We start from the raw sequence: 26290 nt of genomic DNA, 5'->3' as shown, positions 1-26290 counted from the left end.
ACAGGACAACCTATGAAGAACTATCTGAAACATATAGCCGGATGCCTCCTGCTGGGTGCAGTGGCATCGTGCTCGGACGCTCCCGACGAGCTGACGAGCGTGGATTACGACCGCCTCTTCTCGCCCACGGAGCTGGAGACGCGCGTCAGAAACCAGGTGGACGTGACCGTCTCCTGGAACACCGTCAACAAGGCAACCTCCTACACCGTGGAGCTCTATCAGGGAACCGCCGCCACAGAGACGCCGATGAAGACCGACGAGGTGACGGACGCCACCATCACCTATGAGGGACTCCTGGGCGAGACCGACTACTACGTCCGTGTGAAAGCACTGGGCGAGGCAATCCCCGAGTCCAAGTGGGTCGGGGCGACCTTCACCACCGGCACGGAACAAATCTTCCAGGCAGTGGCAAATGACGACATCGAGGCAACCCGCGTGACCCTGCGCTGGCCCGCCGGCGAGACAGCCACGACCATCACGCTCACACCGGGCGACATCACCTACCACATCACCCCCGAGGACATCGCTGCCGGTGCCGCCACCATCGACGGACTGACGCCGGAGACCGACTACACCGCCGTGATGAAGAACGGCACCTCCACCCGGGGTACGGTGAGCTTCAAGACAGCCATCGACCTGGGCGGCAAGACACCCGTCGAGGCAGGCGCAGACCTTGTCCAGGCACTGGACGCAGCACAGGACGGCGACCAGCTGGTCCTGCTCGGGACCTCCTACGAGCTGGGTGAATACGCCCTGACGAAGTCGCTCTCCATCGCCTCCTACGACCGCGCCAACAAGGCGGTCATCAAGGGACGCTTCACCGTGGCGACAGCCGTCGGCTCCCTCACACTGACGGACCTCGTGTTCGACGGCGCGGGCGAGACGGACAATCTGCTCGAACTGACCGACGCCGCCGCCAACCTGGGCACGCTGACCCTCGAGGGCTGCGAGGTGCGCAACACGACGAAGCACATCCTCTATAACAACAAGAAGGGGACCTTCGGCACCATCGCCATCAACAACACGCTCATCGACGGCATCGCCAACAATGCCGGCGACGGATTCGACCTGCGCGGCGGAGCGCTGACGGCACTGACGGTGACGAACTCCACCCTGAGCAACGGCGTCCGCTCGCTCGTCCGCTGCCAGGTACCTGCCGCCGTCACCTTCCGCAACTGCACCTTCTACAACCTCTGCACCATCGACGACGGCAACAACACCGGACTCTTCCGCGTGGAGAAGGACGGCAGCACCCTCACCGTGGAGAACTGCCTCTTCTACGGCATCGGACTTGCCAACCCCAATAACGCCAACTCCGGCGTATGGGCGCGTGCCGACAAGCTGAAGGCTGCCGAGACCTATGGCAACAACTACTACTTCAACTGCCCGAACCTGTGGGGCAACGCACACGCCGACGACCACGCCACTGTCGCCACGGAGGCTGACCCGAAATTCGCGGACGCCGCCTCCGGTGACTTCACGTTGGGCAACGAAGACCTGACTTACCGGAACGTGGGCGACCCGCGCTGGATGAAATAGACCGACGCACCGCCCCTTCACCGGGCCCCTGTACTGCCCCTCCTGCCCTTTCCTTCACCGGAAGGTCGGGAGGGGCTTTTCTTTGCCTTCCTTTGTTGTTTCGTGACCGTGGTGCAGGTGGGGAATGTTCATTTTATCAAAACGACATCGTTTTCCGGGTTTTAACATCATATTTTCCCGATTCGGCGTTTTCAGCTAACGCGTATTTTCGCAAAATCGTCCCAATTAGAAAAACGCGCGTTAAATATTTTAAGATACATCCGTCAGAACGCATCAGAATAAACGTATATTCACACAATTATACCGTTTCTAACGCAGAAAAAGCATCCGCCGAACCTATTTCCACGCTCGAAAGCACCTGTGATTGGCTTCGTACGGACGAACGACTACCGTCGTACCGACGTGTCCGCACCGTCGTACCGACGCGTCCGTACGAAAACACCCACCTGTCCCCATTTTTCAGGGACCGAAGGGGCACGATTTCCGATGTGTGAAATTGCGTCCGTCCGTGTGAAAAGACCGACGGAAGGGAATGAACAGAAAGAAAAACAAGACAGAAGGAAAGGAAACCGAGGAAAACTCCGTCAGTGTGAAAAACACAAATCGCCCGAGAAGGCCCTTCCTGCTCACCAACTCGTATTCTGGTGCAAGGAAGCCCCTTCTCGGGCGATTCGTTTGACGTTTTGTCAGAAGCGCAAAGCGCTTCTTCAATTGACAATGGACAATTGACAATTGACAATTATCTCCTTGTGGTCTCGCCCGTCGCACCGAACGGCAATTGTCCATTGTCAATTGTCAATTGTCAATTGAAAGGTGTTTATTTTTCCCCGAAGCAGAGGTCACCCGCGTCACCCAGACCGGGGACAATATAATAATGGTCGTCGAGCGTGGGGTCGATGGCAGCACACCACACCGTGGTCTTGTCTGCCGGCAGCTTCTCGGAGATGTAGTCCACCGCCTGACGGGTGGCGATGATGGATGCCACGTGGATTTCCGCCGGTTCGCCACGGGTCAGCATGGCGTGGTAGCTCAACTCCATCGAAGACCCGGTGGCAAGCATCGGGTCGACCAGGACGAGCGTCTTGCCCGTGATGTCCGGCGAGGCGATGTACTCGATGTTCACGTCGAAGTGCTCCTCATCGATGTACTTGCGGTAGGCGGAGACGAAAGCGTTCTCCGCATGGTCGAAGTAGCTCAGGAAGCCCTGGTGGAACGGAAGCCCCGCACGCAGGATGGTCGCGAGGACGAGGGGATTGTCCGGCAGGTTCACCTGGGCGACTCCCAGCGGGGTCTGCACGGGACGACGGGTGTAGTGGAACTCTTTGCTCATCTCATAGGCCATCACCTCGCCGATGCGTTCCACATTGCGGCGGAAACGGAGGCGGTCGCCCTGTATGTTCACGTCGCGGAGCTCAGCCACAAACCGGTTGAGCACCGAGTTGGACTGGTTGAAGTCGATTACTTTCATAAGTCAGGTTTATCTTGTTGTTAAATGATTGACTCTTTGGCAGCCGGCGACCGGAAAGGGCTCTCCGGACACGGGCACACGAGGGGGCAGGGCAAGGCGGGAGAAGGGAGCCTGCCTGCCCGACGGTCCGGCTGCTTTCGCTTTATCGGCTGCAAATAAACGAAATAAAGCCCAAACACGCAATTCTGACGCGGACAGATGTTATACAAATATAAATCTTACCGCATTATGGAAATTTTTCTCTAATATATTTCCCCCACTCCAAAGAATATGCTACTTTTGCACCCGATAAACAAGGCAGGCTCCCTGCCACTTTCAGAGCGAAAGCCCTGCCTTTTCAAAAAGAAAGACAACAAGCAAGAGAATCTATTCATTATATTACAACTAAAAACTCAACAACAATGGCAAACTTGGATTTGAGCAAGTACGGAATCACCGATGTCAAAGAAATCGTGCACAATCCGTCTTATGATGTTCTGTTCGCAGAAGAGACCAAATCAACATTGGAAGGCTACGAGAAGGGCCAGGTAACTGAACTGGGCGCAGTCAACGTGATGACCGGTATCTACACCGGCCGCTCGCCCAAAGACAAATTCTTCGTATACAACGAGGCCAGCAAGGACACCGTATGGTGGACTTCCGACGAATATAAGAACGACAACAAGCCTTGCTCCGAAGAGGCATGGGCTGACCTGAAGGCAAAGGCCGTGAAGGAACTCTCCGGCAAGCGTCTTTTCGTTGTCGACACATTCTGCGGTGCTAACGAGGCTACCCGTCTGAAAGTGCGCTTCATCATGGAAGTGGCTTGGCAGGCACACTTTGTGACCAACATGTTCATCCGTCCGACAGCTGAGGAACTTGCCAACTACGGCGAGCCCGACTTCGTGTCCTTCAACGCTGCCAAGGCAAAGGTGGACAACTACAAGGAGCTTGGCCTCAACTCGGAGACAGCTACCGTGTTCAACCTCAAGACCAAGGAACAGGTAATCCTGAACACCTGGTACGGTGGTGAAATGAAGAAGGGTATCTTCTCCATCATGAACTACCTCAACCCGCTCCGTGGCATCGCTTCCATGCACTGCTCCGCCAACACGAACAAGGAAGGTACTGACACCGCTATCTTCTTCGGTCTGTCAGGTACCGGAAAGACCACTCTTTCGACCGACCCGAAACGTCTGCTCATCGGTGACGACGAGCACGGATGGGACGATGAAGGCGTGTTCAACTACGAAGGCGGCTGCTATGCCAAGGTCATCAACCTCGACAAGGAGTCTGAGCCGGACATCTACAACGCCATCAAGCGTGACGCCCTCCTGGAGAACGTAACCGTTGACGCCAACGGCAAGATCGACTTCGCAGACAAGAGCGTGACCGAGAACACCCGCGTGTCTTACCCCATCTACCACATCGAGAACATCGTGAAGCCCATCTCCAAGGGTCCTCACGCACACCAGGTAATCTTCCTCTCTGCTGATGCCTTCGGCGTATTGCCCCCGGTATCTATCCTCAACGCAGAGCAGACCCAGTATTACTTCCTCTCCGGCTTCACTGCCAAGCTGGCAGGTACAGAGCGCGGCATCACCGAGCCGACTCCGACCTTCTCCGCTTGCTTCGGTGCCGCTTTCTTGAGCTTGCACCCGACGAAGTATGCTGAGGAACTGGTGAAGAAGATGAACAAGGTTGGCGCCAAGGCATACCTGGTCAACACAGGCTGGAACGGTACCGGTAAGCGTATCTCCATCCGCGACACCCGCGGCATCATCGACGCCATCCTCGACGGCTCAATCGACAAGGCTCCCACGAAGACCATCCCGTACTTCGACTTCGTCGTTCCGACGGAGCTTCCGGGAGTAGACCCGAAGATCCTTGACCCGCGCGATACCTACGCTGACGCTGCTCAGTGGGACGAGAAGGCCAAGGACCTCGCCGGCCGCTTCATCAAGAACTTCGCCAAGTTCACCGGTAACGAAGCCGGCAAGGCTTTGGTTGCTGCTGGTCCGAAGCTCTAAGACGGGCATTCCATCATACGCCATATTAAAAGGAAAGGGGACGTTGCTCTGCAGCGCCCCTTTTTTTATACCCGACGGGGAGGCACGTGCAACATAATGTGGACTTTTTTCACTCCTTTTTGTACGCAAAAGCCGTATATTTGCGAAGGTATCACGGACGGCGTCCCGGCGGCAGGTACGCAGGGCAGAGCGTCCGTGACCCGATACTGTTCAATCACTTCCGCAGGCGACGGGCTGCAACGGACGGGCGACGGACTCCCTGCCAACGGGCGTACCGGACGCAGGCGGGACTTAACCAGTCAAGAGTATGAAAAGATTCTTTATCTACGCCCTGCTTTTCGCAGCGGCATTCTCGCTCGACTCCTGCCGGGAGAAGAGCCAAGTGGACGAACTGAAGGACTTCATCGAGGAGGTGAAGGACAAGGGCAGCAGCTACACCGAGGCGCAGTGGGAGGAGGCGAACAAGAAGTTCAGCGCCCTCCTGGACAAGGCGAAGGACGCCAAGGATCTGTCCGAGGATGAGCTGAGGGAGATCGCCCGCCTGCAGGGTGAGTATGCTTCCGCCGCCTTCAAGGAGCACGCCGGCAAGGTCATCGAGAAGGCAGGGGACGTCATCGACAAGACAGGCGCCGCCATCGACGGCTTCGTGGACGGACTGAAGTCCGACGACAAGCCGAAGGACAAGTAACCCCGAATCCCTGACAGCCAATCACCCAATACCTCATAACATGAACGCAACATTGAAATCGCTTGTGGGCGGACTCTGCATGTGTGCCGCCCTTGCCGGATGCAGTCCGGCACAGCAGGAAGCTCCTGCTCAGGAACCGTTGCCGAGCCGCTCGGACATCGTCATCGAGAACATCATGGCGCGGCGCAGCATCCGTCAGTACAAACCCCAGCCGGTGAACCGCGACACGCTGCAACGCATCCTGGAGTGCGGCATCCATGCCCCCAACGGGATGCACCGGGAGTCGTGGCAGGTGCGCGTGACCGACAACGCGGACTTCATCAACGGACTGACCGAACTGTACAAGAAGGAGAACCCCAAGGCAGCCGAGCGTCCGGGCTTCCGCAACATGTTCAACAACGCGCCGACGGTGGTCTTCATCGCCTACGACACGACCTATGACCTCTCGCAGGTCGACTGCGGCCTGCTGGGCGAGAACATCATCCTCGCGGCACAGTCGCTGGGCATCGGTTCGTGCTGCCTGGGCGGCGCCACCCGCTTCATGGAGACGCCCGCAGCTGCAGAGTACCTCAAACGGCTGGACCTCCCCGACACGCACCGGCTGCTCTACGCCATCGCCCTGGGTTACCCCGACGAGGCGCCCGAAGCCAAGTCGCGCGACATGAGCAAAGTGAAATTCATCGAGTAAGGCGCCATGAACAAGCTACTTACGTGCATCGCCTTCCTGCTGTGCAGCATAGCGGGAATGGCACAGGAGAGCAACAACGGCAAGCAGCTGTGGGCTGCCTCGTTCCTCAACAGGAAGGCACCCGAGCTGACCGTGGAGCAGTGGCTCACCGCACAGCCGGAGACAAAGGGCAAGTTCGTCCTCATCGACTTCTGGGCGACGTGGTGCGGTCCCTGCCGGAAGGCTATCCCCGAACTGAACGAGTTCCAGAAGCAGTTCAAGGACGAGCTGGTGGTCATCGGCCTCTCTGACGAGAAGGCGGAGGACGTGAAGGCAATGCCTTCGCCCGTACTGGAGTACAGCAGCGCCATCGACACCCGGGCGACGATGAAGAACGCGCTCCAGGTGAAGGGCATCCCGCACGTCATCCTCATCGACCCGCAGGGCATCGTCCGCTGGGAAGGGTTCCCCCTCCTGGAGGGACATGAGCTGACGGCGGAGGTCATCCGCGGACTGATAGACAAGTACGGAACGGCGAAGAACTGAACCCACAGGACGACCCGGACCGGAACCTGCCGGCACGACGGCGGGCAAGGATAAGGCAAAGGCGGGCAATGACGGCACAGGAACCTGTCGTCATTGCCCGCCTTTGTTTGGAATAGGACAATAAAAAAGCCCCCGCTTAAAGGCCGAGGGCTACCTAGATGTCTTCACAACGGAAACTTCCTTATTGTGACTTGCTTCTTAAAGTACCGCAAAGATACAAAGAGATGTCGGAGCGGCGAAACAATCGGACGGAAATCTTTCGCCCGGCGGGAAAATTCATCCCCTCCCCTTCACCCGGACGGCATAGCTGCCGGGTTCCCACTCCGAGATGTCAAAGCTCACCGACGGACTGTGGAACAGGCGTTCGATGTGGCCCGCCGACACCATCTCCGGTGTGGGCAGGCAGTGCACGTGCGGATTGTCGATGAGCATCACCGTGTGGCAGACGGACAGCGCGATGTCCAGTTCGTGCGTAGAGAACACGATGAGCTTCCCCGACTCCGTGGCGAGCCGCTTGAGCAGCAGGCAGAGGTCGTAGCGGTTCGGCAGGTCGAGGAACGACGTCGGCTCGTCGAGCAGGACGAGCGGCGTGTCCTGTGCCAGCGCCCGGGCAATCATCACCCGCTGGCTCTCGCCGTCAGACAGGCTGTCGGTCGGACGGGAGGCGTAGGCGGACATACCCGTCAGCTCCAGTGCACGGGCGATGGCGGCTTCGTCGGCGTCGGAGAGACGGCCCACCCAGTTGGTGTAGGGGGCGCGGCCCATCGCCACGAGTTCGTGGACACGCAGGTGGGGCACTGCCACCTTCTCGGTCGTCACCAGGCTGACCCGGCGCGAGCGTTCGCCCGCATCGAGCGTGGAGAGGGGGCGTCCGTCGAGCCATACTTCGCCCGTACGGCACGGTTCAAGCCCTGCCAGCGCACGGAGCAGGGTGCTCTTGCCCGTCCCGTTACGGCCCAGGAGCGCCACGAGCTGCCCTCCCTCCAGCGTCAGCGTGACGTCGGAGAGCAGCGTGCGCGTGCCATAACCGATGGAGAGATGTTCGATGTGCATGAGTGTTTCAGATTACAAGTTCATTACCAGCCGACCTTCACGATGACCCACACGATGACGGGGACGCCCAGCAGGGCGGCGATGCAGTTCACCGGGAGAACGAACGCCTTCGAGAGGATGTCGCACACGAGCATCGCCGCCATGCCCATACCCACGCAGGCAGGGAGCAGCACGCGGTGGTCGGCGTTACCGAAGACGACCCGCGCCAGGTGGGGGATGGCGAGACCGACGAACCCGATGGGTCCGCAGAACGCGGTCACCGTGCCCGTGAGCAACATCGTCGACAGGAAGATGAGCGAGCGGGAACGGCGGACGTCAAGCCCCATCGTCGAGGCGTACTGCTCGCCCAGCAACAGCAGGTTGAGCGCCTTGATGCTTGCCACCGCGAGCACGAGGCCCACCGTCACCACGGCAAGCATGACCCAGAGCTTGGTCTCGGTGACCTGACCCAGCGAGCCCATGGACCACAGCGTGAAGAGCTTCAGCTGTTCCGCCGCGCTGAGATACTGCAACACCTGGATGAGTGCCCCGGCAACGTATCCTGTCATTACGCCGAGGATGAGCACCCCCATGATGTTCTTCACCCGTCGGCTGATGAACGCCACGCCCAGCAGGATGGCGGCGGAACCCACCCAGCCGGCGCCTGCCACGCCCACCGACTGCAACCACGGCGCACCCGACAGCCCCAGCAGGGGGATGCCCAGGATGAATAGCGCCACGCCCAGGCTGGCTCCCGAACTGACGCCCAGCAGGTAGGGGTCCGCCAGCGGATTGCGGAAGACGGTCTGCATCTGCAGTCCGCTCACGGAGAGCGACAGCCCGACGAGTACTGCCACCACCCCCCGCACGAGGCGGACCGAACGGACGATGTGTGCCGTCAGCGCGTCGTCGCCACTGCCCGTCAGTGCCGCCCATACGTCGGCAGCGGGGAGGGTGACGTCGCCCGTCATGAGGTCGAGCAGGAACAGCCCGGCGGTGGACAGGACAAGCAGCAGGAAACAGAGTGCGGTTCGTGTCATAGGCATTGGTTCGTTGGGCAGGAGGCACGGTGCGTGCATCCGACAGGTTCATTCGTTGGAGGACCGGCGGACGGGGACGGTGCATGGACCGCTCCTGCCGACGGGGTCCGTTGCTAACGGGACGGAGGGGTGTCCGCCCCGGTCGCCGGCACGATGGGCCGGTAATAATACAAGGTGTCGGTAGCGCGCCGCTTCTCGGGGTGCAGGATGCAGATGAGGTCGAGCAGCACGCGCGAAGGCTTGACGACGGACGACTCCCAGAAGTCATTGCCGCCGGCAGCGTTCGTGCGAAGGTTGTTGTTGAAGACGTGCCCCTCGCGCACCGCCTTGGCGGACGCAAACTGCGGGTCCATCACCTTCAGCTCGTCGAGCGTCTTCACGGAGCTGATGTTCAGCCAGTAGTCCGCCTCATGGAGCAGGCTGTACGCCGTCTCCATGCCGATGCGGGTGTAGCTCCCGGCTGCCCCCTCGCGGAAGATGTACTCGCCCCCCGCGTCGTGGATGAGGCGCGCCATGTAGCTCTCCGGCGAAGGCAGGGTCCAGACGTCGTTCCACGGCGTGTTGAGCATCACCTTCGGGCGTTCCTTCACGTCCGCCACCAGCTGGCTGAGGGTCTTGTACTGGGTGTAGAGGATGTCAATCATGACCTGACAGCGCTTCTGGAGCCCGAGGACCTCCGCCAGCACCATCATCCACTCGGCACGTCCGATGGGGTCCTCCTCGACATACTCCCCGATGTACATGTAGGGGATGCCCAGCTCCGTCAGCTTGTCGGTCACTGCCGTCTGCGCGTCGTCCACGCCGTAGAGCAGCACCAGGTCGGGCTTCAGTCCGAGCAGCACCTCGAAGTCCAGCTCTGCCCCCACGTCGCGCACACTGTCGCGCCGGGCGAGCAGCGCGGGACTGTTGATGTAGTCCAGGCCCGAGACACCCACCACTCGGTCCGTCGCCCCGAGGGCGTCCAGCATGCCCACGTAGCTCGACGACATACAGACGATGCGTCGCGGTCCGGCGGGAATCACGACCCCGCCGAAGTCCTCGGGGGGCTGTTCGCCGCCGCGTGCCACGAAGTACGCCATCGTCACGTCGCGGGCGTTCTGCCACGGGTTCGTCACCTCGATGACGGTGCTCTGCCGGTCCCGGGCGCCCCATATGTGGAAGCCCTTGGCACAGGCGTTGTCATAGGCCACGTCCGTGTACACCTGCTTGTAGGAGGGCGGACGGTGGGTGCAGGCTGCCGTCAGCCAGAGGCCGAGGAGCAGCAGGGGGAGGAAATGCGTTCTCATAAGCGTCAAAATTCAAAGAGCAGTGAAACCAGGTAGTTGCGCAACGGCATGGGGTAGTATTGCGTCGACTCGTAGTAGGCGTCCGTCACGTTGTCCACACGCAGCTGCGGCGTGAGCGCCTTGCCGCCGGCGAACGTCCAGCGGTAGCCTGCCAGGAGGTTGTGCACGGTGTAGGCGTCGGTCGAGTAGGACTCGTCCGTGGTCACATAGCGTCGGCCTACGTGGGTCGTCTGCCAGGAGAGGAACGCGCCCCGCCAGTCGAGCGCGAGACGGGCGTTCCACTTGCGGCGCGGCACGTAGGGAATCTGCTTCATGAGCGAGCCGTCGTCCACGTGCTGCCTGGTGCGCGTGCAGGCTTCCGACCAGCTGTAGTTGCCCGAGAGGACGGCGCGCAGGTCGCCCGCACGGAACTCCAGCCGGGTGGATACCTCCACGCCCGTGGAGCGCACGTCGCGCTTGTTCTGCGGAGTCCATATCCACTGGTTGCCGTCCTGCGGCAGCCAGAGTATCCAGTTGTCGATGTACATCAGGTAGCCCGCCACCTCGGCATCGAGCGTCAGCCAGTCGGTCAGCGGACGGTGGAAGCTCAGGGCGGCGTCGTAGGAGAAACCGTCCTCGGGCAGCACGTCCGGGTTCCCCCCGGGACGCCAGTAGAGGTCGTTCATGCTCGGGAAGCGGTAGTTGTAGGAGGCGCTTCCCTTCAGCCTGAGCATCTTGTCCCAGAGACTCACGAGGAAGCCCGCCGAGCCGGTAGACACCGTGCGGTGCCCGTTGCGCTCCAGCATGTACTGCCCGTCGAGGAGCAGCCACGGGAGGGCTTCCCAACGAACGGACGCCTGCCAGGAGAGCACGTTGCGGCGGGCGGTCAGCGGCGGTTCGGGCACGGGGATGTCGAAGTGCACGCCGTCGATGACGTATTTCGACGAGTCCACGTCGATGTAGCTCTCCGACTTCACCCGGTCGTGGGTATAGGTGAGGGTGGTGTTGAGCACCAGTCCGTCGGCAGGTGCGCAGGAGTAGTCCGCCACCGCCTGCCACGTCTGCGACTGGTTGACGGTGCCCGAGGGGTCGAACGAGCCCCGGTCGTACCACTTGTCATAGTCCTGTCGGAAGTAGAGCCACGCCGCCTTGAGGTGCAGCTGGTGTATGCCGCGGCTCCAGTCCAGCCCGGCGTAGGCGCGTCCGTTGAGGTCCTGCTGACGCTCGTGGCTCGTCTGCACCACGCCCAGCGGCTGGGGCAGCATCCGTGTGCCGCCCTGCAACCAGCCGACAGCCGTCAGCCGGGCATAGGGGCTGAGACGGAAGTACGCCTCCTGCATGACGCTCCACTGGGAGTAGTCGGCATCGGTGCGACGCTCGCGAAAGGGGGTGTTGGTGAGGATGCGGTTGATGTACTCGTAGTCGTTCTGCGAGTGCTGGTAGTAGGCGCGGGTCTTGAACGAGGAGCGTCCGCGGCTGTAGTTGAGCTGTCCGCCCGCGGTCCAGGTGTCGTAGGAGCCGTACTCGGTGAAGGCACGTCCGCTGAAGCCCTGCCCCCAGTCCGGGTCGGTGAAGAGGTTGACGCTGCCTCCCACGGCGCCCGTGCCGTTCTTGACATGGCTGCTGCCGTAGTAGAGGTCGACGTTGTCGGTGAAGAAGACGGGGATTTGCGAGAAGTCGAACGTGCCCGACATGGGCGGTGTGATGTTGATGCCGTTCCAGTTGACGCGTGTCTGTGCCGCGCTGCCTCCGCGGAAGGAGGCTGTGGCGAGTGCGCCCGTGCCCAAGCTCTTGATGTAGACCGCCGAGTTGTCGGCGAGCAGTTCGGAGAGCGAGCGCGTGCGGTTGGCGAGCAGCAGCTCCGGGTCGATGGTCGTGACACGTGCTCCGGCATTCGCCTCATTGACGTGCCGGATGCGTCGTGCCACGACCTGGATGGTGTCCAGTCGGTTGTCGCAGACGATGGTGTCGGCGGGGGCAGCCTGTGCGCCGCTCCAGCCGGATACCATCAGTATGCAGAGTCCCCAGTGTCTCATCATTGCTTGTCAGGAAAACAAAACTCTGTCGGGTAAAGTCCCACCTTTACATCTTTGTGTGCACCGTCGCGGTCGTAGATGCGCACATAACCCTGCTGAGCGCTCCAGTTGATGCAGTCGCCGACATAGACATCACCTGCCGGACTGACCCCGAAGCCGAACATCATGCCCAGGTCGGGCGTCATGCAGTACAGACGATAGGTTCCCGTCTCGACATCCACCTCGTAGACACCCTGCTCGGCGGAGAAGAGGTCTCCGTCCTCGGTGGCTATCTTCACGGGGAAGTAGAGCTTGTTGTTCGCAATGTCCGTACGGTTATAGCTGGGGACACCAATGAGGTCGCCAGCCTTGGCAGACGCTGCATTCAGTGCCTCGGGTATGTCGATGGTCGACACGACCGCTTCTTTCGCAAGGTCTATCCCGCTGCAACGGATTACCTTCGTGTTGTCATCCGGTTTGTACTCGCCGATGGCCCAGACAATGTTGTTCTTGTCCTTCAGCAGCTTTGCCTTCTCGCCGAAGTGAGAAACTTTTATTGTATCGCCCCCTGCATTCAGTTTATTGAGGTCATAGATGACAACCCCCTTGGTCGAGCTACCGGTCGACACTGCCAGCTTGTTTCCGACCGCTGCCATGTAATGACCTGCACCCGAAGTCTGAATATATTCCAGCACTTCACGTCCGCCTTCGGGTGTAGCCTCGCCGTAAGGCTCTACCGTACTGATGCGTACGAATCCTTTCCCGTATCCTGCACTCACCAGAGCTTCCGTGTCCGAAATCGCCACGATGCGTGTCGGGGTGATGTCCGGTGCCAGGATGGTAGCCTTCGACTCAAAGGTCTTGGCATCAACGACCTGAATGATGTGCGAATTGTTTATGGGCACGAAGTAGGCACCGTTGATGAGGGCTATGTCTTGTGCCACATCGCCCAGCGGGCGGTTGTTCACCTGACGGAAGATGTCGGCGTCGACCGTTCCGTCACTGTAAATGGCAGAAATCGAGCCCAGGTTCTTCGTCCACTGACCCTCATTGACCACGATTGCCTCTACGGTCTTTTCAGATACCTCTTCTTCCGTCAACACCGGTTTGTCGTCGTCGCTACAAGCAGCGAACAGGACGGCAGCGCATGCGAGAGCATACGCGAATTTTTTAGCTAATAACATGATAGAATGGTTTTTACTTCGCGAAGAAGAGTCGAAAGAACGCGCGACGGCAGTGGGCGCCCGGATGGAAATGCCGACGTATATTCTCCGTTTCCTCCCCCGAAACGTTGAACAAAAGGCGTGTGTCTGGCAGGTCTTCTGACTCGTCCCTTCCACGAAGTCCTTCCCACCCCTTGTGCAGGGACAGTGGACATGATGCGGTGTTTCGTGGAAACGCTACGGGGACTCACAGCAGTGGGTCTGTCCGGGATTCTCACCCGGTTCCCTTTTCATCCCTCGGGGCAGGACGCTCCGCGGGACACCAGGACGCCGTGTTTCTGATTACTGCTGCAAAGGTAGGCGAAATGCGCCGAACAGCCAAGCCGGACAGGAAAATGTTTGCTCAATTGACAATTGACAACGATTCAATGGACAATTGACAACGATTCAATTGACAATTGACAATGGACAATTGACAATTGCCGTGCGGCGTGGAAACGATTCCACAAGGCGGTGAATGTAGGGGCGACCGGTCTGGTCGCCCGGTCCAACGCAACGGTGCCATTCCCGAAATAAGGAATCGCCTGCGGGACGGTTTGTCGGACGGGGCGTCCCGGTCGGTTGGATTGGACGCATTGCCCTATTGGACCGGGCGACCAGACCGGTCGCCCCTACATTTTCCCCATGGCCTGCTTGTCAAAACGACATCATTTTCCGGTTTTTAACATCACAATTTCCTGATTTGCCGTTTTCAGGTAACGCGCATTTTCGCAAAATCGTCCCAATTAGAAAAACACTCGTTAAATATTTTAAGATACGTCCTTCGGAACACATCAGAATGAACATATATTCACACAATTATACCGTTTCTAACGCGAAAAAGGCATTCGCCGAACCCGTTTTTACGGTGGAAAGCACCGGTTGTTGGCTTCGTACGGACGTGTCCGCACCACCGTACCGACGTGTCCGCACCACCGTACCGACGTGTCCGCACCGTCGTGGTCGTTCGTCCGTACGAAAACAGTCCCCTGTCCCCATTTTTTAGAGCCCGGAGGGGCACAATTCCGAATGTGTGAAATTGCGTCCGTCCGCGTGAAAAGACCGACGGAAGGGAATGAAGGGAGGGAAAAATCAGACAGAAGGAAAGGAAACTGACGGGAACCCCGTCAATGTGTATTTCGCTAATCGCGCGAGAAGGGCCTTCCCGGTCACCAATCCGTATTTTGGTGCGAACGAAGGCATTCTCAGACGCTTCGTTTGACATTTTGACAAAATGACACAACCGCCACGTTACATAAACAAAACATTCCGAAAAATGTAGGGCGAACGGTCTGCAAGGCAACCACTAAAAAAGGAAAACGCTACCTTCGCCTCACGGAGAAAGTAGCGTTCAAGGACAAAATAGTCCTTCATACCATAATCTTTACTACTTATAAAAGTCTAGATTAACCGTTCACACGTTTGTAGTCTGCCAGGAATGTTGCCAGACCGGAGTCTGTCAACGGGTGCTTCAGGAGCCCCTTGATGGCGGACAACGGGCAGGTCACCACGTCGGCGCCGACCTCGGCGCATGCGATGATGTGCTGCGTGTGACGGATGGAGGCTGCCAGCACCTGGGTCTTGAAGCCGTAGGTGCGGTAGATGCTGACAATCTGAGCGATGAGCTCTACGCCGTCGCTGCTGATGTCATCGAGACGTCCGACGAAGGGCGAAACGTAGGTGGCGCCTGCCTTTGCGGCGAGCAATGCCTGCCCGGCAGAGAACACCAGGGTGCAGTTCGTGCGGATGCCCTTGGAGGTGAAATATTTGATGGCCTTGATTCCGTCTGCGATGCAGGGGATCTTCACCACGATATGAGGATTGAGGGCTGCAAGCTCCTCGCCTTCCTTGATCATGCCTTCATAGTCAGTGGCGATGACTTCTGCGCTGACGTCGCCATTGACAATGTTGCAAATGTCAATGTAGTGTTGGCGTTGGTTTGCAGTACCCTTAATGCCTTCCTTTGCCATGAGGGACGGATTGGTGGTTACGCCGTCAAGCACGCCCATGGCGTTTGCTTCACGGATTTGTTCCAGATTGGCTGTGTCAATAAAGAATTTCATACGTATAGATTTTAATAACAGTGAATGTCCGGTGAGGGAAGAGGAACAACTTAGGCACGGGTCCACGCGGAGCGCAGGTCCGTGCCTAACAGTATCGTCGTCAGTAAGCGTCCTGTCCGTCGAGCCTCATTGGATGGCGCTCTCGAGCTCGTTGCCAGCCTTGAACTTCACCACCTTCTTGGCGGGGATGGTGATGGCCTGCTTGGTAGCCGGATTGATGCCTGACCTTTCTCCACGCTCTACTGCGGAGAATGTGCCGAAACCGACGAGTGCGACCTTGTCGCCGTCCTTGAGCGCTGTTGACAGAGTGGCGATGAAAGCGTCGAGTGCTCTCTTTGAATCGGCTTTGCTCAATCCCGATTCGGCTGCCATTGCATTGATAAGTTCTGACTTATTCATAACTATTTTTGATTAAATGTATACGTGCTGCAACGATGTTGCTCATCCATTGCCCAACAAAGATAGGTCTTCGTCCCTAAGAAACAAACATTCTCGGCTAAAAATCGCGCCAATCCTGCAAAAAAACCTAAGAAGGGGGTCATTCGTGCCGCCAAAAGGAATATTTTCGTACTTTTGCACCCATATTAACCCGTAAACAGACACTTAGACACGCACCAGACCTATGAACCAGATGCCTCCAATCACGAAGAACCTGCTCATCATAAACGTAATTTTTTTCCTTGCTTCACTCGTCGCTCCGAAGTACGGGGTGGACCTGACGGAAGTGCTGGGCCTGCACTACTTCATGGCGTCGGACTTCCATCTCTATCAGCTCGTGACGTACATGTTCATGCACGGCGGGTTCGCACACCTGTTCTTCAACATGTTTGCGCTTTGGATGTTCGGAACGACACTGGAGCGGGTCTTCGGTCCCCGTCGGTTCCTTATATATTATATGGTATGTGGCCTCGGGGCGGGACTGATGCAGGAGCTGGTGCAGTACATCGAGTACGTGACGGTGCTGTCCAACTATGACAGTGTGAACACGGGCACCTCCATCATCCCCATGAGCGTCTACCTGAACCTGATGACGACGGTGGGCGCGTCGGGTGCGGTCTACGGCATCCTGCTGGGCTTCGGGGTGCTCTTCCCCAACCAGCCGCTGTTCATCTTCCCGCTGCCCTTCCCCATCAAGGCAAAGTGGTTCGTGGCGGTCTATGTGGTCATCGAGCTGCTGATGGGCTTGCAGGCGAACGACGGGGTGGCGCACTTCGCCCACCTGGGAGGCATGCTCTTCGGCTTCCTGCTGATTGTCTACTGGCGTAAAAAATACCGCAATGGGAACTATACTTACTGACCTGCGCATGAAGTTCCGCCAAGGGAACATCGCGCTCCGTTTCATCTACATCAACGTGGGGGTGTTCCTCGTCACGGCTGTCGTCCACGTCGTGATGCTGCTCACACAGACGTACGCCCCCCTGCTGTCGTGGCTGGAGTGCCCTGCCGACGTGGGGCGCCTCGTGCGGCAGCCGTGGTCGGTGGTGACGTACATGTTCATGCACGCCGACGTGCTCCACCTGCTGTTCAACATGCTGTGGCTCTACTGGTTCGGGCAGCTGTTCCTGTACCTCTTCTCGGAGAAGCACTTCCGGGGGGTCTACCTGCTGGGCGGGCTTTGCGGGGCGGCGCTCTACATCCTTGCCTACAACGTGTTCCCCTACTTCAGCGCGTCGGTTGAGGGTGCGCTGCTCATCGGGGCGTCGGCGTCGGTGCTGGCGATAGCCGTGGCCACGGCGGTGCGCGAGCCCGAATACCGGGTGAACCTGCTGTTCTTCGGGAGCGTCCGCCTCAAGTACCTCGCGCTCATCCTGGTGGTGACGGACCTGCTGTTCATCACGTCCAACAATGCGGGCGGACACATCGCCCACCTGGGTGGTGCCCTTGCCGGCTTCTGGTTCGCACGCGCGTTCCAGCACGGCTCCGACCCGACGCACTGGATCAACCGCCTGCTCGACCTGCCCGTCCGGTGGTCCGCCCCGCGACGCAGGCAGCGTCCGAAGATGAAGGTCCACTATGGCAAGCATGCCGAGGACTATGACTACAACGCACGCAAGCGCGAACGCGAGGAGGAAATCGGGCAAATCCTCGACAAGCTGAAGAAGTCCGGCTACAACAGCCTGAGCGCCGAGGAGAAGAAGAAGCTCTTCGACGAGAGCCGCCGCCCGTAAGAGAACCCCCTGAACCCGACTATTCACCCGACGGCCGCACGCACCGTGCACCGCCACAACCTCCTGAACCAATGAAATACATCGGACGCCTGCTGGGATGGATACTGCTCGCCGCGAACCTGCTGTGGGTCTGCGGACTGCTGTTCTGTGCCTACAGCCCGTACATCGACCCGGTGCGTCACCCGGTGCAGTCGTGTGCGGGGCTCGCCTTCCCGGTGTTCCTCCTGGGGACGGTGCTGTTCCTGCTGTTCTGGCTGGTGGTGTACTACCGTTATGCGCTCGTGGCGCTGGCGGGTCTGCTCTGCTGCCTGCCCGCCATCCGGACGTACTGTCCGCTGAACTTCGGACGGGCGGACGCTCCCGAGGGCGCCATCAAGTTCCTGTCCTACAACGTCATGGGCTTCGACGCCGACCATCCGGACACGCCCGACAACCCCAATCTGGTCCTGGCTTACCTCCGCGACTCGGGCGCCGACATCCTCTGCCTGCAGGAGTACATCCGTGGCGGACGGCTCAAGCAGTCGCACATCGACCGGGTGCTCTCCGCCTACCCCTACAAGGACGTCCGCCGCGTGGGCAAGGGCGGCAACCACCTCGCCTGCTACTCGCGCTACCCCATCCTGCACGCCCGTACGATTGATTACGGGAGCGACTTCAACGGCAGCGTCGTCTACACCCTGCTGTGCGGAGGCGACACGCTGACCGTGGTCAACAACCACCTGGAGTCCAACAAGCTCACCACCAGCGACCGCGAGACGTACGTCCGCATGCTGCGCTCACCCGAGAGCACCGACGTCAAGGAGGGGTCGCGCCTCCTGCTGGGCAAGCTGGCGGAAGCCACCTCCATCCGCTCCCACCAGGCAGACACCATCGCCCGCCTGATAGCCTCGCAGGGCCGGAAGCGGCTCATCGTGTGCGGCGACTTCAACACCTCCCCCATCTCCTACGCCCACCGCACCATCGCCGAAGGGCTGACGGACGCCTTCGTGGAGTCCGGCTTCGGGCTGGGCATCTCCTACCACCGGAACGGCTTCCTCTTCCGCATCGACAACATCCTCATCAGCCCCGACCTGCAGTCCTACCGTTGCACCGTCGACAGCCGCATCAAGAACTCCGACCACTACCCCATCTGGTGCTATGTGGACAAAAAGCCATGAGAAGGCGTCCCCATCGGCTAAATCCGCTCTACGAATCAAATAATTACTATTCTTTTACTGCCCGAATTTGAAAAAAAGGCTATATTTGCAGCCTTGTAACGTATGCATATTAATAAAGTAGATAAAATAATTAAGTAACGTAACATGCAAAACAAAGGATTTGTTAAGGTTTTTGCGGTATTGCTCACACTCGTCTGTGTGTTCTACCTCTCCTTTTCGTTTGTGACGCGCCACTACATGAAGCTGGCGGCACAAGACCCACAGGGGGAGACACACTACCTCGACTCCATGCAGAACGAGCGGGTTTACTTGTGGAACTATACGCTAAAACAGTGTCGTGAGATGGAAATCGGATTGGGTCTGGACCTGAAGGGTGGTATGAACGTCATCCTCGAGGTGTCCGTCCCCGAAGTAGTGAAAACATTGGCGGACCACAAGACGGATGAAGCCTTCAACCAGGCAGTGGCAAACGCTGCCAAGGCACAAGTCAGCAGCCAGAGCGACTTCGTCACCCTCTTTGTCGACGAATACCACAAGCTCGCCCCGGGCAAACGCCTCGCCGAGATATTCGCCACCCAGCAACTGAGAGACAAGGTCAGCGCACAGAGCAGCGACGCCGAAGTGGAACGCGTGCTCCGCAGTGAAATCAAGTCGGCAGTGGCAAACTCCTACAACGTCCTCCGTACACGTATCGACCGCTTCGGTGTCGTACAGCCCAACATCCAGGAGCTGGAGGGCGGCATGGGACGTATCATGGTCGAGCTCCCGGGCATCAAGGAGCCCGAACGTGTGAGAAAGCTCCTCCAAGGCTCTGCCAATCTCGAATTCTGGGAAACATTCAACGGACAGGAAGTGGCTCCCTACCTGATGGATGCCGACGCCAAAGCCGCACTGGCACTCGCCGGTGAAGCCAAGGCAGACACCACCGCCACTGCTGCCGCCACCGAACCTGCCGCACAGGCCGAGACCACGGCCAAGGCAGACTCCTCAGCCACCAATATCGCCGACAGCCTCGCCAACGCACTCAAGGGCGACCAGGCAAAGGCTGCCAGCAACGCAGCTGCCGACGAGATGAAGAAGCAGCACCCGTTGCTCTCGCTCCTGCAGGTCAGCCAGGGCGGAGGCGGCATCGCCGGTTATGCACTGGCACGCGACACCGCCGCCATCAACCGCATCCTTGCCATGCCGGAAGTGAAGAACAGCCTCCCCAAGGAACTCCGGCTCCTCTGGGGCGTGAAGGCCATCGATGCCAAGACTTCCACCTTCGAGCTCTACGCCATCCGTGTCACCGAGCGTGACGGACGTGCTCCCCTGGAAGGCGACGTGGTCACCGATGCCAGCGACGGCTACGACCAGTTCGGCAAGCCCTGCGTCCACATGAACATGAACACCGAGGGCGCACGCCGCTGGGCACAGCTCACCAAGCAGAACATCAACCGCTCCATTGCCATCGTGCTCGACGGATATGTCTACAGCGCACCGAACGTGATGAACGAAATCACCGGCGGACAGTCCCAGATCACCGGCAACTTCTCCCTCGAGGACACCAAGGACCTTGCCAACGTGCTCAACTCCGGTAAGATGCCCGCCCCCGCCCACATCGTGCAGGAGGACATCGTCGGACCGTCACTCGGACAGGAGTCCATCAATCAGGGCGTCATCTCCTTCATCGTCGCCCTCATCCTTCTGATGGTATACATGTGCGCCATGTACGGCTTCATCCCGGGCATGGTAGCCAACATGGCACTCGTCTTTAACTTCTTCTTCACCCTGGGCATCCTCTCGTCCTTCCAGGCAGCACTGACCATGAGCGGTATCGCGGGTATGGTGCTCTCCCTCGGTATGGCAGTCGACGCCAACGTGTTGATTTACGAACGCACGAAGGAGGAACTGCGCCTGGGCAAGAACGTCAAGAGCGCCCTGCAGGACGGTTACAAGAACGCCTTCTCCGCGATCTTCGACTCCAACCTGACCTCCATCATCACCGGTATCATCCTGTTCTTCTTCGGTACAGGCCCCATCCGCGGCTTCGCCACGACCCTCATCATCGGTATTGCCTGCTCCTTCTTCACCGCCGTGTTCCTCACCCGTCTGGTGTACGAGCACTACATGGGCAAGGACAAGTGGCTGAACCTGACGTTCACCACAGGGCTCTCCAAGAACCTGATGGTCAACCCGAAGTATAACTTCATGGGACACGTGAAACGCTACCTCACCATCTTCGGCATCCTCATCGCCGTCTGCGTCGCTTCGTTCGCCATCCGCGGACTGAGCCAGAGCATCGACTTCACCGGCGGACGCAACTTCGTCGTGACCTTCGAGCAAGATACCCAACCGGAGACCGTACGCGAGGCTCTCTCCGAGAAATTCGGCGACAGCAACGTTCAGGTCATTGCCCTGGGAACGGACAACCGCAAGGTGCGTATCTCGACCAACTACCGCATCGAGGAGAACGACCCGAACGTCGACAGCGAAATCGAGGCCGTGCTCTACCAGGCACTCTATGACAACAACCTCCTGACCAAGGGCACCACCCTCGAAGTCTTCATCGACCGCGACAACCACACCGGCGGCTCCATCATCAGCTCCCAGAAGGTGGGTCCGAGCATCGCCGAGGACATGAAGGTAGCAGCCGTCTGGTCAGTCGTACTCGCCCTGATCGCCATCTTCCTCTACATCCTCCTGCGCTTCCGCAACGTGGCGTACAGCGTCGGTTCGGTTGTGGCACTGGCAGTCGACACCATCCTCATCATCGGAGCCTACTCGCTCTGCTACGGCTGGATGCCCTTCTCGCTCGAGGTCGACCAGACCTTCATCGGCGCCGTGCTGACAGCCATCGGTTACTCCATCAACGACAAGGTGGTCATCTTCGACCGTGTCCGCGAGTACTTCGGGCTCTACCCCAAGCGCGACCACTTCCGCCTCTACAACGACTCACTAAACACCACCCTGGCACGTACGCTCAACACCGGACAGAGTACGCTCATCGTGCTCATCTGCATCTTCATCCTCGGAGGTGACAGCATCCGCAGCTTCTCGTTCGCCATGATTCTGGGTGTCGTCTTCGGAACCTTCTCCTCGCTCTTCGTGGCTGCCCCGGTGGCATACCTCGTCATGGGCAACAAGATGAAGAAGGCCGACAAGGAAGAAACCCCTGCCGAAGCATAAGCAACGCCTTACAGCAACAGCACATAACGGCACAGCCGCCATGCCTGCCCCGTCAGGGGACCAGCATGGCGGCTGTCCTTTTACGGCACCCGCACACAAAAAGAAGCGCAGCACACACCAACCCGCACGGAGTCACTGTGGCTGCGTCCAAACATCTCAATCATGATAACATGTGTACCCTCGTCGAGAATCGAACTCGAATCTAAAGTTTAGGAAACTTCTATTCTATCCATTGAACTACAAGGGCCCTAATACCTAATCTGCCTGCAAAGGTAACGAAAAATGCGTATCCTCCAAACAAACAGCCCACACGATGCAACTGCCCCGAAAACATGATATATAACATACGCCTGACATATTGTAAGCAAACCATCCCGTAATCGTTCAATTCCGCGCATACACACTTGACAATAGACGCTTCATTCACCCAATTCCCCTTACATATTACAATTCCGCCGCAAAAACACCCCCGTGGCGGCAAAAGAGTACCCGTCCGGGAAAAATAGCACACCAATTGCTTGCTTTATTCGTGAACATTACAGACCTTTGTCCGTCAATGAGTAAACAAACACCTTTATCACAATAATAATATGGCAGAAAGAATGGAAGTAAAAGAGCTCGATGAAGTCGTAGTACGCTTCTCGGGCGACTCCGGCGATGGAATGCAGCTGGCAGGAAACATCTTCTCCAGCGTATCAGCAACAGTCGGCAATGACATTTGTACGTTCCCCGATTATCCGGCAGACATCCGCGCCCCGCAAGGCAGCCTTACGGGCGTCTCCGGTTTCCAGGTACACGTGGGAGCCGACCAGGTCTTCACCCCCGGCGACCTCTGCGATGTGCTCGTTGCCATGAACCCCGCAGCGCTCAAGACGCAGTACAAGTTCGCCAAGAAGACCGCATGCATCATCATCGACACCGACAGCTTCAAGAAGACCGACCTTGACAAGGCAAAATTCACCACCGACAACCCCATCGAGGAGCTCGGCATCCAGCAGGACGTCGTCGCAGCCCCCATCACCCAGATGGTCAAGGACTGCCTTGCCGACACCGGAATGGACAACAAGGCCATGCTCAAGTGCCGCAACATGTTCGCCGTAGGACTCGTCTGCTGGCTCTTCAACCGAAACCTTAACGCAGCCGAAAAGTTCCTGCGCGAGAAATTCGCTAAGAAACCCGACGTGGCAGAAGCCAACATCAAGGTCCTCCACGCCGGATACGACTACGGACACAACACCCACTCGTCCGTCAATTCGACCTACCGCATCGAGTCGCACGCCAAGAAGCCCGGACGCTACATGGACATCTCCGGCAACAAGGCGACCGCATACGGACTCATCGCAGCCGCCGAGAAAGCCGGTCTGCGCCTCTTCCTGGGGTCTTACCCCATCACCCCCGCCACCGACGTGCTGCACGAACTCTCCAAGCACAAGTCCCTGGGCGTTACCACCATGCAGTGTGAAGACGAGATTTCAGGCTGCGCATCCGCTGTTGGTGCCGCCTTCGCCGGCGCACTCGCTGCCACCTCTACCTCCGGACCGGGCATCTGCCTCAAGTCCGAAGCGATGAACCTCGCCGTCATGACCGAGCTTCCGCTCGTCGTCCTCGACGTGCAACGCGGCGGACCCTCCACCGGACTCCCCACCAAGTCGGAACAGACCGACCTCCTGCAAGTCCTCTACGGACGCAACGGCGAGTCCCCCATGCCCGTCATTGCCGCCACATCGCCCACCAACTGCTTCGACGCAGCCTATAACGCCGCCAAGATAGCCCTCGAGCACATGACCCCCGTCGTGCTCCTGACCGACGCCTTCGTCGCCAACGGTTCCGCCGCATGGCGTCTGCCCAACATCGACGAATACCCCGCCATCCGTCCGCCCTACGTCACCCCCGAGATGAAGGAAGGCTATGCCCCCTACCACCGCAACCCCGAGACCGGAGCACGCTACTGGGCACTCCCCGGACAGGAAGGCTTCACCCACATCCTCGGCGGACTGGAGAAGGACAGCGACACCGGAGCCATCTCCAACGACCCGGAGAACCACGACAAGATGTGCCGCCTCCGTGCCGAGAAGGTAGCCCGCATCCCCGTGCCCGACCTCAAGGTGCTCGGCCGTGCCGATGACGCCGACCTGCTCATCGTCGGCTTCGGCGGAACCTACGGACACCTCTACACCGCCATGGAAGAGATGCTCAAGGCAGGACACAAGGTCGCCCTCGCCCACTTCTCCTACATCAACCCGCTGCCGAAGAACACCGCCGAGGTGCTCCACCGCTACAAGAAGGTGGTCGTTGCCGAGCAGAACCTCGGACAGCTCGCCGGATACCTGCGCATGAAGGTCGACAACTTCGTCCCCTATCAGTTCAACCAGGTCAAGGGACAGCCCTTCGTCGTGACCGAACTGGTCGAGGCATTCGAGGAAATACTCAAGAAGTGAGCCTCCCCCCGTCAGCGTGAACACGCCGGCGCAGGCACAACGCCCGTCGGCAGAAACAAAAACACCAACTAAAAGGAAACAAAGCCATGACAGAATATACTTCTAAAGATTTCAAGAAAGGACAACCCCGCTGGTGTCCGGGTTGCGGCGACCACTTCTTCCTCGCCTCCCTCCACAAGGCAATGGCTGAAATCGGCATTGCCCCCTATGAAACAGCGGTCATCTCAGGCATCGGCTGCTCCAGCCGCCTGCCCTACTACATGAACACCTACGCCATGCAGACCATCCACGGACGCGCCGCTGCCATCGCCACCGGCTGCAAAGTGGCAAACCCCGACCTGACCATCTGGCAGATTTCAGGCGACGGCGACGGACTCGCCATCGGCGGCAACCACTTCATCCATGCCATCCGACGCAACGTGGACATCAACATGATCCTGCTCAACAACCGCATCTACGGCCTCACCAAGGGACAGTACTCGCCCACGTCGCCCCGCGGCTTCGTCAGCAAGTCATCCCCCTACGGCACCGTCGAAGACCCCTTCCACCCCGCCGAGCTCTGCTTCGGTGCACGCGGACGCTTCTTCGCACGCTGTGTCGCCACTGACGCACCCGGCACCGTCGACGTGCTCAAGGCAAGCGTCGCACACAAGGGCGCAGCCGTCGTCGAGGTGATGCAGAACTGCGTCATCTTCAACAACGGCACACACGAGTCCATCTACACCAAGGAGGGCAGAGCCAAACACGCCATCTACGTCGAGCACGGCAAGCCGCTCCTCTTCGGCGAGAACAATGAGTACGGACTCATGCAGCAGGGCTTCGGCCTGAAGGTCGTCAAGCTCGGCGAGAACGGCATCACCGAGAAGGACATCCTCGTGCACGACGCACACTGTGAGGACGACACCCTCCAACTGAAGCTCGCCCTCATGGACGGCCCCGACTTCCCCATCGCACTGGGCGTCATCCGCGACGTGGCAGCACCCACCTACGAGGCTGCCGTCAACGAGCAGATACAGACCGTGGGCGCGAAGAAGCCGTACCACAACTTCAACGAACTGCTCATGACCAACGACACCTGGGTGGTGGAATAACCCCGGGTGCACAGGTCCCCGTCCGCCGGATGTGACCCGTCCGCCGGACAACCGAGATACGCAGGCACGGAGGAGACAGGCAGACAGACCCTGTCCCTCCGTGCCTTTGTGTTCCTGCGCGTGTGACACAATGATAGTCATCCGGCCGTTTCCCCTGTCACAATGTCCCGTTTTGCCGTTTTCAGCTGACGCGTACTTTCGCGATTTCGTCCCTTCTGGAAAATCGCGCGTTAAATATCTTAACATACATCCTCCACAGCGCATTCAGATAGACATAAATTCACATAAACAAACTCTTTCTAACGCAGAAAAAGCCTCCTTCGCACCCCTTTCCACGAACAAAAGCACCTGTGACTGGCTTCGTACGGACGCGTCCGTACCACCGTACCGACGTGTCCGCACCGTCGTGGTCGTTCGTCCGTACGAAAACACCCACCTGTTTTCATTTTTTAGAGTCCAAAGAGACACGATTTCCGATGTGTGATAGTGCGTCCGTCCGTCAGAAAAGACCGACGGAAGGGAACAAACGGACGGGGAAACAGAACAAAAGGAAAGGAAACCGACGGGAACCCCGTCCATGTGTATTTCGCGAATCGCCCGAGAAGGCCCTTCCCGGTCACCAATCCGTATTTTGGCGCAACGAAGGGCATTCTCGCGCCCTTCGTTTGACAAACTGTCACATTGTCAAAATGCCCATCCCGGTCCATCTCCCCGTCGCCAAACCATCCACGAGC

At 58.9% G+C, this 26290-nt stretch carries 19 protein-coding genes, 1 tRNA gene and 1 riboswitch; of the genes, 11 read left to right on the top strand and 9 right to left on the bottom strand.

From position 1 onward, the window contains the following. Positions 1 to 12: 12 nt before the first annotated feature. Entirely contained in the window at positions 13 to 1539 is a 1527-nt protein-coding gene (locus tag C8275_RS03345; protein WP_106484093.1) for a DUF5123 domain-containing protein, read from the top strand. Between the two features lie 817 nt (positions 1540 to 2356). Here the strand turns inward: C8275_RS03345 and upp are convergent. Then, on the bottom strand, positions 2357 to 3007 hold the full coding sequence (gene upp / locus C8275_RS03340; RefSeq protein WP_022385963.1) for a uracil phosphoribosyltransferase: 651 nt from the start codon (positions 3005 to 3007) through the stop codon (positions 2357 to 2359). A 401-nt stretch (positions 3008 to 3408) separates the two neighbouring features. Between upp and pckA the strand changes: the two genes are divergently transcribed. From pckA to C8275_RS03320, 4 genes are all read left to right on the top strand, one after another. Next, positions 3409 to 5016 (top strand): phosphoenolpyruvate carboxykinase (ATP), encoded by a 1608-nt coding sequence (pckA, locus tag C8275_RS03335; RefSeq protein ID WP_022385964.1) that lies wholly within the window; start codon positions 3409 to 3411, stop codon positions 5014 to 5016. A 307-nt stretch (positions 5017 to 5323) separates the two neighbouring features. Next, a complete protein-coding gene (locus C8275_RS03330; RefSeq protein WP_106484092.1) occupies positions 5324 to 5704 on the top strand; it encodes a DUF6565 domain-containing protein in 381 nt (126 codons plus the stop codon). Between the two features lie 40 nt (positions 5705 to 5744). Beyond that, a complete protein-coding gene (locus C8275_RS03325) occupies positions 5745 to 6392 on the top strand; it encodes a nitroreductase (RefSeq protein ID WP_234395693.1) in 648 nt (215 codons plus the stop codon). Between the two features lie 6 nt (positions 6393 to 6398). Further along, the gene (locus tag C8275_RS03320) at positions 6399 to 6917 is read left to right on the top strand and encodes a TlpA disulfide reductase family protein (protein WP_106484091.1); all 519 of its coding nucleotides are present in this window, start codon (positions 6399 to 6401) and stop codon (positions 6915 to 6917) included. 276 nt (positions 6918 to 7193) lie between these two features. Here C8275_RS03320 and C8275_RS03315 read toward each other — a convergent pair whose 3' ends face one another. From C8275_RS03315 to C8275_RS03285, 7 genes are all read right to left on the bottom strand, one after another. Next, on the bottom strand, positions 7194 to 7970 hold the full coding sequence (locus C8275_RS03315; protein ID WP_106484090.1) for an ABC transporter ATP-binding protein: 777 nt from the start codon (positions 7968 to 7970) through the stop codon (positions 7194 to 7196). 23 nt (positions 7971 to 7993) lie between these two features. Further along, positions 7994 to 8995 (bottom strand): iron ABC transporter permease, encoded by a 1002-nt coding sequence (locus tag C8275_RS03310; protein ID WP_199881850.1) that lies wholly within the window; start codon positions 8993 to 8995, stop codon positions 7994 to 7996. 107 nt (positions 8996 to 9102) lie between these two features. Next, entirely contained in the window at positions 9103 to 10275 is a 1173-nt protein-coding gene (locus C8275_RS03305; protein WP_106484088.1) for an ABC transporter substrate-binding protein, read from the bottom strand. Positions 10276 to 10280: 5 nt separating this feature from the next. Further along, positions 10281 to 12293 carry a TonB-dependent siderophore receptor gene (locus C8275_RS03300; protein WP_106484087.1) on the bottom strand — a complete coding sequence of 671 codons (2013 nt, stop codon included), beginning with the start codon at positions 12291 to 12293 and terminating at the stop codon, positions 10281 to 10283. Next, positions 12290 to 13453 carry a DUF5074 domain-containing protein gene (locus C8275_RS03295; RefSeq protein ID WP_157948152.1) on the bottom strand — a complete coding sequence of 388 codons (1164 nt, stop codon included), beginning with the start codon at positions 13451 to 13453 and terminating at the stop codon, positions 12290 to 12292. The genes C8275_RS03300 and C8275_RS03295 overlap by 4 nt, the downstream gene beginning before the upstream one ends. A 110-nt stretch (positions 13454 to 13563) precedes the next feature. Next, positions 13564 to 13774, bottom strand: a riboswitch (cobalamin riboswitch). Positions 13775 to 14877: 1103 nt separating this feature from the next. After that, positions 14878 to 15534, bottom strand: coding sequence for a fructose-6-phosphate aldolase (fsa, locus tag C8275_RS03290; protein WP_022385005.1), 657 nt, complete (start codon positions 15532 to 15534; stop codon positions 14878 to 14880). A gap of 126 nt (positions 15535 to 15660) precedes the next feature. Continuing rightward, a complete protein-coding gene (locus C8275_RS03285; RefSeq protein WP_106484085.1) occupies positions 15661 to 15933 on the bottom strand; it encodes an HU family DNA-binding protein in 273 nt (90 codons plus the stop codon). Between the two features lie 223 nt (positions 15934 to 16156). On the opposite strand from C8275_RS03285, the gene C8275_RS03280 reads away from it, so the two are divergent. The 4 genes from C8275_RS03280 (at position 16157) to secDF (ending at position 22027) form a co-directional block, all read left to right on the top strand. Further along, the gene (locus C8275_RS03280) at positions 16157 to 16831 is read left to right on the top strand and encodes a rhomboid family intramembrane serine protease (protein WP_106484084.1); all 675 of its coding nucleotides are present in this window, start codon (positions 16157 to 16159) and stop codon (positions 16829 to 16831) included. Beyond that, positions 16812 to 17702: a rhomboid family intramembrane serine protease gene (locus C8275_RS03275; RefSeq protein WP_106484083.1), complete on the top strand. Its 891-nt coding sequence runs from the start codon at positions 16812 to 16814 to the stop codon at positions 17700 to 17702. The genes C8275_RS03280 and C8275_RS03275 overlap by 20 nt, the downstream gene beginning before the upstream one ends. A gap of 71 nt (positions 17703 to 17773) precedes the next feature. Beyond that, positions 17774 to 18859 carry an endonuclease/exonuclease/phosphatase family protein gene (locus C8275_RS03270; protein ID WP_022385009.1) on the top strand — a complete coding sequence of 362 codons (1086 nt, stop codon included), beginning with the start codon at positions 17774 to 17776 and terminating at the stop codon, positions 18857 to 18859. Between the two features lie 144 nt (positions 18860 to 19003). Then, positions 19004 to 22027 carry a protein translocase subunit SecDF gene (secDF, locus tag C8275_RS03265; protein WP_106484082.1) on the top strand — a complete coding sequence of 1008 codons (3024 nt, stop codon included), beginning with the start codon at positions 19004 to 19006 and terminating at the stop codon, positions 22025 to 22027. Positions 22028 to 22202: 175 nt separating this feature from the next. On the opposite strand, the gene C8275_RS03260 is transcribed toward secDF, so the two are convergent. Beyond that, positions 22203 to 22274: transfer RNA gene (locus C8275_RS03260), tRNA-Arg, on the bottom strand. Positions 22275 to 22617: 343 nt separating this feature from the next. On the opposite strand from C8275_RS03260, the gene C8275_RS03255 reads away from it, so the two are divergent. Together C8275_RS03255 and C8275_RS03250 are read left to right on the top strand one after the other, a co-directional pair. After that, positions 22618 to 24465: a 2-oxoacid:acceptor oxidoreductase subunit alpha gene (locus C8275_RS03255; RefSeq protein ID WP_106484081.1), complete on the top strand. Its 1848-nt coding sequence runs from the start codon at positions 22618 to 22620 to the stop codon at positions 24463 to 24465. Between the two features lie 86 nt (positions 24466 to 24551). Then, positions 24552 to 25556 (top strand): 2-oxoacid:ferredoxin oxidoreductase subunit beta, encoded by a 1005-nt coding sequence (locus C8275_RS03250; RefSeq protein WP_022385013.1) that lies wholly within the window; start codon positions 24552 to 24554, stop codon positions 25554 to 25556. Positions 25557 to 26290 lie beyond the last annotated feature (734 nt).

The organism is Bacteroides sp. Marseille-P3684 (genome assembly GCF_900291465.1).
Classification (GTDB): Bacteria; Bacteroidota; Bacteroidia; order Bacteroidales; family Bacteroidaceae; genus Phocaeicola_A.
This window is presented reverse-complemented; position numbering and strand designations above follow the sequence as displayed.

Coding starts and splice junctions, on each gene's coding strand:
- C8275_RS03345 (WP_106484093.1), top strand. CDS start 13: ATGAAGAACTATCTGAAACATATAGCCGGATGCCTCCTGCTGGGTGCA.
- upp (WP_022385963.1), bottom strand. CDS start 3,007: ATGAAAGTAATCGACTTCAACCAGTCCAACTCGGTGCTCAACCGGTTT.
- pckA (WP_022385964.1), top strand. CDS start 3,409: ATGGCAAACTTGGATTTGAGCAAGTACGGAATCACCGATGTCAAAGAA.
- C8275_RS03330 (WP_106484092.1), top strand. CDS start 5,324: ATGAAAAGATTCTTTATCTACGCCCTGCTTTTCGCAGCGGCATTCTCG.
- C8275_RS03325 (WP_234395693.1), top strand. CDS start 5,745: ATGAACGCAACATTGAAATCGCTTGTGGGCGGACTCTGCATGTGTGCC.
- C8275_RS03320 (WP_106484091.1), top strand. CDS start 6,399: ATGAACAAGCTACTTACGTGCATCGCCTTCCTGCTGTGCAGCATAGCG.
- C8275_RS03315 (WP_106484090.1), bottom strand. CDS start 7,970: ATGCACATCGAACATCTCTCCATCGGTTATGGCACGCGCACGCTGCTC.
- C8275_RS03310 (WP_199881850.1), bottom strand. CDS start 8,995: ATGCCTATGACACGAACCGCACTCTGTTTCCTGCTGCTTGTCCTGTCC.
- C8275_RS03305 (WP_106484088.1), bottom strand. CDS start 10,275: ATGAGAACGCATTTCCTCCCCCTGCTGCTCCTCGGCCTCTGGCTGACG.
- C8275_RS03300 (WP_106484087.1), bottom strand. CDS start 12,293: ATGATGAGACACTGGGGACTCTGCATACTGATGGTATCCGGCTGGAGC.
- C8275_RS03295 (WP_157948152.1), bottom strand. CDS start 13,453: ATGTTATTAGCTAAAAAATTCGCGTATGCTCTCGCATGCGCTGCCGTC.
- fsa (WP_022385005.1), bottom strand. CDS start 15,534: ATGAAATTCTTTATTGACACAGCCAATCTGGAACAAATCCGTGAAGCA.
- C8275_RS03285 (WP_106484085.1), bottom strand. CDS start 15,933: ATGAATAAGTCAGAACTTATCAATGCAATGGCAGCCGAATCGGGATTG.
- C8275_RS03280 (WP_106484084.1), top strand. CDS start 16,157: ATGAACCAGATGCCTCCAATCACGAAGAACCTGCTCATCATAAACGTA.
- C8275_RS03275 (WP_106484083.1), top strand. CDS start 16,812: ATGGGAACTATACTTACTGACCTGCGCATGAAGTTCCGCCAAGGGAAC.
- C8275_RS03270 (WP_022385009.1), top strand. CDS start 17,774: ATGAAATACATCGGACGCCTGCTGGGATGGATACTGCTCGCCGCGAAC.
- secDF (WP_106484082.1), top strand. CDS start 19,004: ATGCAAAACAAAGGATTTGTTAAGGTTTTTGCGGTATTGCTCACACTC.
- C8275_RS03255 (WP_106484081.1), top strand. CDS start 22,618: ATGGCAGAAAGAATGGAAGTAAAAGAGCTCGATGAAGTCGTAGTACGC.
- C8275_RS03250 (WP_022385013.1), top strand. CDS start 24,552: ATGACAGAATATACTTCTAAAGATTTCAAGAAAGGACAACCCCGCTGG.